The organism is Variovorax sp. P5_A3, assembly GCF_056400665.1.
The window spans coordinates 1-8,217 of record NZ_JBFUKW010000055.1; the positions used below are offsets into that span (position 1 = coordinate 1).

Annotated in this window: 8 protein-coding genes; 5 read left to right on the forward strand and 3 right to left on the reverse strand. The window is 63.8% G+C overall.

The window, feature by feature from the left end; all coding sequences use genetic code 11:
• The 5 genes from AC1D3B_RS35935 to AC1D3B_RS35955 form a co-directional block, all read left to right on the forward strand.
• Positions 1 to 483, forward strand: a 483-nt coding sequence (locus AC1D3B_RS35935; RefSeq protein ID WP_478195436.1) for a VOC family protein, incomplete at its 5' end; no start/stop codon positions are given.
• A 413-nt stretch (positions 484 to 896) separates the two neighbouring features.
• Complete coding sequence (locus AC1D3B_RS35940) at positions 897 to 1,871, forward strand: Bug family tripartite tricarboxylate transporter substrate binding protein (protein WP_478195437.1); 975 nt, start codon at positions 897 to 899, stop codon at positions 1,869 to 1,871.
• A gap of 8 nt (positions 1,872 to 1,879) precedes the next feature.
• Positions 1,880 to 2,740: an isocitrate lyase/PEP mutase family protein gene (locus AC1D3B_RS35945; protein WP_478195438.1), complete on the forward strand. Its 861-nt coding sequence runs from the start codon at positions 1,880 to 1,882 to the stop codon at positions 2,738 to 2,740.
• Positions 2,715 to 3,557: an amidohydrolase family protein gene (locus AC1D3B_RS35950; protein WP_478195439.1), complete on the forward strand. Its 843-nt coding sequence runs from the start codon at positions 2,715 to 2,717 to the stop codon at positions 3,555 to 3,557. The genes AC1D3B_RS35945 and AC1D3B_RS35950 overlap by 26 nt, the downstream gene beginning before the upstream one ends.
• Positions 3,558 to 3,596: 39 nt before the next feature.
• Positions 3,597 to 4,568: a tripartite tricarboxylate transporter substrate binding protein gene (locus tag AC1D3B_RS35955; protein ID WP_478195440.1), complete on the forward strand. Its 972-nt coding sequence runs from the start codon at positions 3,597 to 3,599 to the stop codon at positions 4,566 to 4,568.
• Here the strand turns inward: AC1D3B_RS35955 and AC1D3B_RS35960 are convergent.
• The 3 genes from AC1D3B_RS35960 to AC1D3B_RS35970 form a co-directional block, all read right to left on the reverse strand.
• Entirely contained in the window at positions 4,565 to 5,446 is an 882-nt protein-coding gene (locus AC1D3B_RS35960) for a LysR family transcriptional regulator (RefSeq protein ID WP_478195441.1), read from the reverse strand. The two genes, AC1D3B_RS35955 and AC1D3B_RS35960, sit on opposite strands and share 4 nt — an antisense overlap.
• A 770-nt stretch (positions 5,447 to 6,216) precedes the next feature.
• A complete protein-coding gene (locus AC1D3B_RS35965) occupies positions 6,217 to 7,707 on the reverse strand; it encodes a DUF1254 domain-containing protein (protein ID WP_478195442.1) in 1,491 nt (496 codons plus the stop codon).
• A 294-nt stretch (positions 7,708 to 8,001) separates the two neighbouring features.
• Positions 8,002 to 8,217 (reverse strand): IS30 family transposase (locus tag AC1D3B_RS35970; RefSeq protein WP_478194710.1); only part of this gene is annotated, 216 nt, incomplete at its 5' end.

The following is an 8,217-nucleotide window of genomic DNA, read 5'->3' on the forward strand; positions in this document are numbered from 1 at the left end:
TCCAAGGCGCTGACCGCGCCGGACGGCAAGATCCGCATCCCGCTGAACGAGGAGTCGAAGAAGGGCTCCGGCCAGATCGAAGAGTATCTGATGAAGTTCAATGGCGAGGGCATCCAGCACATCGCACTGCTCAGCGACAACCTGATCGACACCATCGACCAGCTCGGCCTGGCCGGCGTGCCGTTGATGACCGCGCCCAACGACATCTACTACGAGATGCTCGAGACGCGCCTGCCAGGCCATGGCCAGCGGATCCCCGAACTGCAGGCGCGCGGCATCCTGCTCGACGGAACCACCGAGGGCGGCACGCCGCGCCTCCTGCTGCAGATCTTCTCGGAGACGGCCTTCGGCGGTCCGGTGTTCTTCGAGTTCATCCAACGAAAGGGCGACTACAGCGAGGGCTTCGGGGAAGGCAACTTCAAGGCCCTCTTCCAGTCGATCGAACGCGACCAGATGCGCCGCGGCGTGCTGCAGACAGACTGAATCCGAGACACGGCCTCTGGGGAGGGGCAACTCGACCACTGGTTTTCACGCGCAAGGCTCTCGCCGAAGGAGTCGTCGCGTCCCGCCGATCCGCGGAGCGTTCATTTCGCGGGCCGCCCTTCGCCTCTTTCAGGTTCCAGGAGACAAAAATGTCCACGTCGATCACCGTCGCTCAGCCCGGCGCGGCCTGTCGGGTGCGCAAGATGAGTTCATGCTGGCGGCAACCGCTCAGAACCTGAGGCGCATGGCAAAGCGATTGATGCCAAGCGCACAAGCAATGCACTTCAAGCCAGCGAGCTGCCTGGCCATAAGGGAGGCTTATCTAAACTGAACGGAAATGGTGGTTCCAGAGATAGCTGCTCCTGCCGATACTGGCGCTCCCCGAGCAAAAGATCCAACGGAGACCTCGACCCATGACCACGAAATTTCGCATCGGCGTCTGGTGCGGGCTGGCCATCGCCGCCGCCAGCCACAGCGCGTTCGCGCAGACCCCGCCCGCCTGGCCGACCAAGCCGATAAGGCTGATCGTGCCCTTCGCGGCGGGAGGCGCCAATGACCTGATGGCGCGGGTCGCCGCGGAAGGCGCGTCCAAAGCGCTGGGCCAACCGGTCATCGTCGACAACAAGCCCGGCGGCGCCACGAGCCTTGGCGCCGACATCGCCGCCAAGTCGGCGCCTGACGGCTACACGTTCGTGGTCAGCGCCGCGGGCGTGATCTCCAACAGCATGATCAAGAAGAACCTGCCCTACAAGGACAGCGACCTGACGCCGGTCGTCATGATCGGCCTGGCGCCTTCCGTGGTGCTCGTGGCTGCGGATGCTCCCTACAAGGATCTCAAGGAATTCATCGCCGCGTCTCGCACGGGTCAGGGCTTCCATTGGGCGACGGCGGGCACAGGAAGCACGCCTCACTTCGTGGCCGGCATACTTCAGACCAAGTACGGCGCAAAGCTGGATGTGGTTCCCTACAAGAGCGGCTCCGAGTCGATCACCGCGGTGATCGGCAACCAAGTCGAAGCGACGTCCGAAGCCAGCATCGTCGCATTGCCCTACATCACGAGCGGAAAGCTCAAGGCTCTGGCCGACACGTGGACCAGCCGGATCTCCGCGTATCCGCAACTGTCGACCGCCACCGAGCAAGGCTTCGGCGACATCCGCATCGCGCATTGGGCGGGCATCCATGCGCCAGCTGGAACGCCACCCACGATCCTCGACAAGATGAGCGATGCCGTGGACAAGGCAATGAAGATGCCTGCCGTGATCGATCGACTCAAGAAAGTCGGCATCGAGCCCATCGGCGGCACACGCGCTGACTTCGTCAAGTTCGTCGACGAAGAGCGCGCCCGCCTTGGTGCCGTCGTCAAGGCGACCGGCATGAGGGACGAATGATGAGCGCGATGCATCCAGGCTCCCGTCTGCGGGAACTCGTCGCTGCGCGCCGCGGCTTGATGGTTCCTGGTGCCGCCAACGCGCTGGCCGCCCGGGTGATCGAGCACCTCGGCTTCGAGGCCGTGTACCTGAGCGGCGCGGGTTTGACCAATACCTTCTACGGCATGCCAGATCTCGGCTTTGTCGGCTTGTCCGACATCGCCCAACATACCGCCGCGCTCCGCGATGCAGTGGCCCTGCCCATCGTCGTGGATGCGGACACGGGCTTCGGCAACGCGCTGAACGTCCGCCACGCCGTGCGCACCCTGGAGCGCGCCGGCGCCAACGCGATCCAGCTCGAAGACCAGGCGATGCCGAAGAAATGCGGGCACTTCGACGGCAAGTCCATCGTCACGCGGCAGGAGATGGTGGGCAAGGTCAAGGCCGCGGTCGATGCACGGTTGCATCCGGATTTCCTGGTCGTGGCGCGCACAGACGCCGCCGCCGTGCAAGGCATCGATGAAGCCATCTCGCGGGCGGCCGCCTATGCGGAGGCCGGCGCGGACATCACCTTCGTCGAAGCGCCCGAATCGCTGGAGGCCCTGCGACGCATCCCGCTCGAAATCGCATGCCCGCAAGTGGTCAACGTGGTGATTGGCGGCAAGACGCCCACGCTCACGGCGGCCGAGTTCGGCGCCATGGGCTTCGGTCTCGTGCTGTACGCCAATGCCGCCCTCCAGGGCGCCGTGCGCGGGATGACGCAGGCGCTCCAGGCCTTGCACGGCAACGAGAAACTCGATGAATCGAGCGGCCTGGTTGCCACCTTTGCAGAACGCCAGGCGCTGGTGCGAAAGGATCAGTTCGATGCACTCGAACGACGCTACGCCTGAAACGTCCGCCACGCTCGCCGCCGTCGACAGTCATGCGCACGTCTTCGTACACGGCTTGCCTCTCGCACCGCACCGGCGTCACGCCCCGGAGTACGACGCAACCCTGGCCGACTACCTGTCGCTCCTCGACAGGCACGGCGTGTCGCATGGCGTTCTGGTGCAGCCGAGCTTCCTGGGGACCGACAATTCGTTCCTGCTCGAAGCCTTGCGGCGCGAGCGAGTGCGTCTGCGCGGCGTGGTCATGCTCGATCCATCGACGAGCGCACAGCAGTTGCAGGCCCTGGACCAACTGGGCGTGCGCGGCGTCCGCCTGAACCTTGTGGGGCTACCCATCCCCGAACTGCGCGGTGAGCTCTGGTCGGCGTTCCTTGCGAGACTCCGCGCGCTTGATTGGCATGTGGAAGTGCATCGGGAGGCGGTCGACCTCAGGCAGTGCGTCGAGCCGTTGCTGCTCGCCGGTTGTAAGGTCGTAGTCGACCACTTCGGAAGGCCGAATTCCGATACCGAAGCAGGCGTCAGCGGATTTGAGTGGCTGCTGTCCCGGGCTGCAACCGGGCGCGTATGGGTCAAGCTGGCGGCGGCCTATCGAAGCTGGGATCAAGAGGACGGGATGCGGACCATCACGGCAGCGACTGCGCTGCTCGCGCATTTCGGACCCGAGCGCTTGATCTGGGGAAGCGACTGGCCCAATACGCAACATAGGGACCGAGCCAGTTTTGCGTCGGCCCGACTGGCGGTCGACCGATGGATTCCCGATCCGGAGGCACGGCGGCGCATTCTTGTCGATACGCCTGCAGAGCTTTTTCGCTTCAATTGATGCAGCCTTCAAATCCAAAAACAATTCGAGAGAGACAACATGATCGTTTCAGTTCCGGTCCGTGCGCTGATCGCTTGCGCGGCCCTCTGCACCGGCGGCTGGGCTGCGGCGCAGGACTATCCCACCCGGCCGGTCAAATTGATCGTGACCTATCCGCCGGGCGGTACCGTGGACGCGGTGGCGCGCATCGTCGCTCCTCCTCTGGCCCTGCGGCTCGGTCAGCCCGTGGTGATCGACAACCGCGGCGGAGCAGGCGGCATGATCGGCGGTGACCTGGTAGCGAAGAGCCCTCCGGATGGCTACACGCTCATGCTGGACGCATCCAACCACGCGCAGAACCCGGCACTCCACAGCAAGATGCCCTTCGACACCCTTGGCGCATTCGCGCCGGTCTCGCTGCTGGTCAAGGTGCCCAACGTGTTGCTGGTGAATCCTGCGTATCCGGTGCATACCGTGGCCGATCTGATTGCGCGTGCCAAAGCCAAGCCGGGCGATGTCAACTACGCATCGTCGGGCAACGGCTCGTCGCCGCACCTGGCTGCCGAGCTGTTCGATTCCATGGCGAAGACCCGCATGACGCACGTCGCCTACAAGGGAGGGGGACCCGCGCTCACCGACGTGATCGCGGGACAGGTGCCAGTGTTCTTTGCCAGTCTGGGCTCCTCGCTGCAGTACATCAAGAGCGAAAAGCTGCGCGCTGTTGCCGTGGCGGGGAAGAGCCGGTCGGCCGTGCTGCCGAGCGTGCCGACGATTGCGGAGTCCGGATTGCCGGGCTATGAGATGTATGAGTGGAATGCCGTATTCGCGCCGGCTGGCACACCCGCACCAATCCTCGACAAGGTATCCAAGGCCCTCGCCGCCGTCATCAAGGAACCGGACGTCAATGCCCGCCTCGTCGGGCTGGGTGCGGAAGCCATCGGATCGACGCCTACGGAGCTGGACACTTTCCGAAGAGCGGAAATGGCCAAATGGACGCGGGTTGCCAAGGACAACAACATCCGTCTTGACTAGGGCCCCAGCATGTCCGCGAACACGTCTGCCAACGTGGGGCGTGAGCGCGCTCTCCACAGGGCGCTGAGATCGAAGCGCGGAAGCTCGTCCCCATCGCGAACGGTCGCGTAGCGCACACCCTCGTGCCTGAGCGCCCGTACCGATTCCGGCAGCAGGGACCATCCCAAGCCGGCGGCCACGCAAGCGAGCACGGTGAGTGTGCGGTTGGCGTCTTGCACCACTCTCGTGTCGTGACCGCAGCGACGGAACACGCCCAGGAGTTCGGCACGCAAGGCTGGCATCTGCGATTCCGGAAACCAGACCAACCCCCGCGCGGCGACGTCGGCCAGCGAAACGGTGCCGTCCTCCCCAAGGGCAAAGGTCGACGGCACAACCGCGATGAGCTTGTCATGCCCAAGCTGGCGCTCGTGCAATTTCACTGTCAGCGAAACCGGAGGATGGAGCAGCGCGACGTCGATCGTCCCGTTTTCAAGTCCCACCACCTGTTCTGCGTTGCTCATCTCCCGCAGAACCACGGCCACCTGGGGGTACTCGCGCCGCAAGCGATCGAGCGCATGCGGAAGCACCTCGTAGACCGCATGTGTCACGAATCCTACGACTAGCCGGCCGGCCCGCCCCTGCGCGATCGCGCGGGCCCGTTCAGCGGCGGCATCGCCATGGGCCAGGCTCGCGCGCAGATCTTCGACGATGGCGTGACCTGCATCGGTCAACACGGCGCCGCGCCGAGTCCGCTCGAAGAGCCTGACACCCAGCTCGTGCTCAATGCGGTTGAGCGTCTGCGTCAGTGCTGGCTGCGCCAACCCCAGCTGCTCGGCGGCGCGGGTCAGGCTGCCGGCATTCGCGACGGCGACGATACAACGCATCTGGCGAGTGTCCATGACGTGGGTCCAAAGAGCCGCTGTTCAAGCATGACGATGCGCCCATTGTGGCGGCTTCGAGCAGCGCTCCAACTGCAGCCGCCCGCCAGCGAGCGGGTGCCTAGGTCCGCAATGGTTGCTCTCCCTGCGAAGCCCAAGTTCGGGTCGCGAAGGTGAAACACTTCGAAGGGGCTACGTCCCTTCTGCAGCTCTCACGCTCGACGGCCGATATGCAGCGTCAGCCGTCGTTCGATGGCCGCTCCTGGATCTCGGCAGTCGGCCAACACCGGACGGTCGACGCCGTCCTCTAAACTGACGTCAGGACGAGCATGAAGACCGAATCAGGACCGGCACTCGCGGGGAGGAAGCCCGATGCGTTCGAAATGAAGGTACGTTTTGCGTGCGGAGCTCTGCTTGGGCTGGCGGTTGGCCTGGGCATATGCGTCAGCGTGTCGCCAGTCACCGTTCTCGGTGCATGCATTCTTGTGGGGGTTGTCGTCCTCGCCTGCGGAATCTGCGCAGCAAGGTTCGGCGACGATTTCTGGGCCAATCTTCGTTGGCTAAAGTAGCGACCTGTACCGCGGCTCGCGGCCAGGAGCAGACCTTCATCGCGGCGCGGAATTTAGCCGGAGGCATCGCATCAACTGCTCGTGCATGACGGCTTCGGCGTTTGGTGCGCTGCCAGGAAGCTCAACGCCGGTCGCTTCGTATGGCCGAGAGGGCCTGGAAGTTCGGTGCAAAATCCGAGGCGATGAGCGCCGAACAGCGCCGGCTGTTCTACGCAGTGCGAATCAAATCGCCTTGGCGCGCGGAATCGTCCAACTGCCGTCCAGCAGCGAGGGCGGCGTGTCCTTCGGCCAATAGAGTCGCATCATGAGGATGAAGCCATCCTTCGGCGCCGGCAGCCAATTCTCTTCCTTGTCTGCCCCGGGCGACTCGTTCTGGATGTAGAGGTCGACCGATCCGTCGGCATTGGCCTTGAGCTTGTTGCGCTGGCTGACTGTGTAGCGGCTGAGCGGGTTTGGCACGAAGAAGTAGTCGGTGTCGTACATCGTCAACGACCAGAAGCCGTTGACCGGAGGCAGCTGGCCCTTGGCGAAGTGCATCACATACTTCTTCGAGCCGTGGTACTTCTGCAGCACATCGGGACCGGTGGATGTGGGATAAACCGCGTCCTGTGGCCGGTTGGCACCGAGGCCGATCGCGGTGATCAGTGCCCGTTGGATGTAATTGGTCCCGTACAAGCCGGTCTTGGTCGTGAACGCCCAGCCGTTCTTGAGCTTGAAGTCGCCGGCGAGCACGCCCTTCTTCATCCAGCCCATGATTTTTTTCTGTGCCGGCTTGGGCGCTTGCGCGAGGCCCTTGCTGACCGACGGGTCGAGCTTGGAAGCGTCGAAATCCTTGCCTGGAACGATGCCGAGCTTCGCGAGCTTGGCCACCATCGGCGCGTCGGCCGCGGCCGGCGGATTGGTCTTCAGCAGCTGCGCGAAGAGCGCGAAAAAGCTCGCGGCATCCATCGCATCGACCTGATCGCGCACCGCGGTCTTGGTATCGACGCTCGGGTCAACCGTGCCCGGCGGCGGCGTGAACGGCTTGCCGTACGAGGACAGCGGCACCGCCGTCATCTGGTCCTGCAGCGCGTGAACCGCCGCGTAGTCTTCCGGCGTGCCGGTGCAGTAGATGCGCCCGAGCATCCACACCATGCCGGTCGGCGATTTGTATTGCTTGACGCCGGGCGGCAGGCTTCCTTTCCAGCCCGGACCGGTGATCGCGAACTTCTGCGCGCCGGTGCCGGTCGTGCGCTTGCCCGGAACCTCGAAGACGTTGGTCCAGCCGTCTAGCATCGGCAGCAGAAAGAAGCGACCCTTCATGTCAGGCGAGCTGATGATCCAGGGCTCCTTCGTCACATCGAGCCAGATGGTGGTGTAGAGCGTGTCGGCATTCGGCGCCGTCACGGCATGGTTGTCGACGGCCGGGTAGCCGCGCAGCTTGAGGAACTGGCCCATCGGCGCCTTGCTTGCATCGGGTTCCACGACGTTGATGAAGGTGCGCCGGGTCAGCTCCATCGTGACCAATGGATAGGCATAGACATAGGCCTCGATCGCGAGGTCGCGCGCCTGCCGTGCCTTGACGTCTGTTTCAACGTCCGTGAGCCCCTCTTCGACAGCGTCCTTGGCGTCGATCAAGAGGCCATCAGCGGCATATGCGCTCGGCACCCATGCGCCGAGCGCTCCCAAAGTCATGGCGAATACTGCCTCGCGTCGCGTCGGCTTTTCATGCATTCCGATTACTCCTCAAGTTGTTCCGCCCGGGCGCTAGCGCAGGTCGTGCTCGTCTTCGCGAGTGGTTGGAACATATCCGACGCGGCATCGAGGGGTAATTGGACTTTAGGCATATTGCCAATCGCCGAAGCGGGCGGACGAGACAACGGGCGGCCGCTTCTGACCGGCTGACGGCGAGAGTCAGTCTGCACGCCCAAGATCGCTTTCCTTCAAGATGGAACGCCCGCGCGTTTACATCTCAGCATACGAACGGCCGCTTCAGAGCAAGGCGAACAGCTGCTTCGGGCTGCGGATTCAACCGGTCGATGCAACACATTCGCTGAACATTTCAGCGGGTGTATGGAAGCCGAGCGTCTTCCTTGGCCTCTCGTTCAATTGTCTCGCGATCGCGTTGAGTTGAAGCTGTGAGAACCCCGAGATGTCCATGCCCTTCGGCATGTACTGCCTGAGCAATCCATTCGTGTTCTCGTTGCTTCCGCGCTGCCATGGATTCTGCGGATCGCAGAAGTA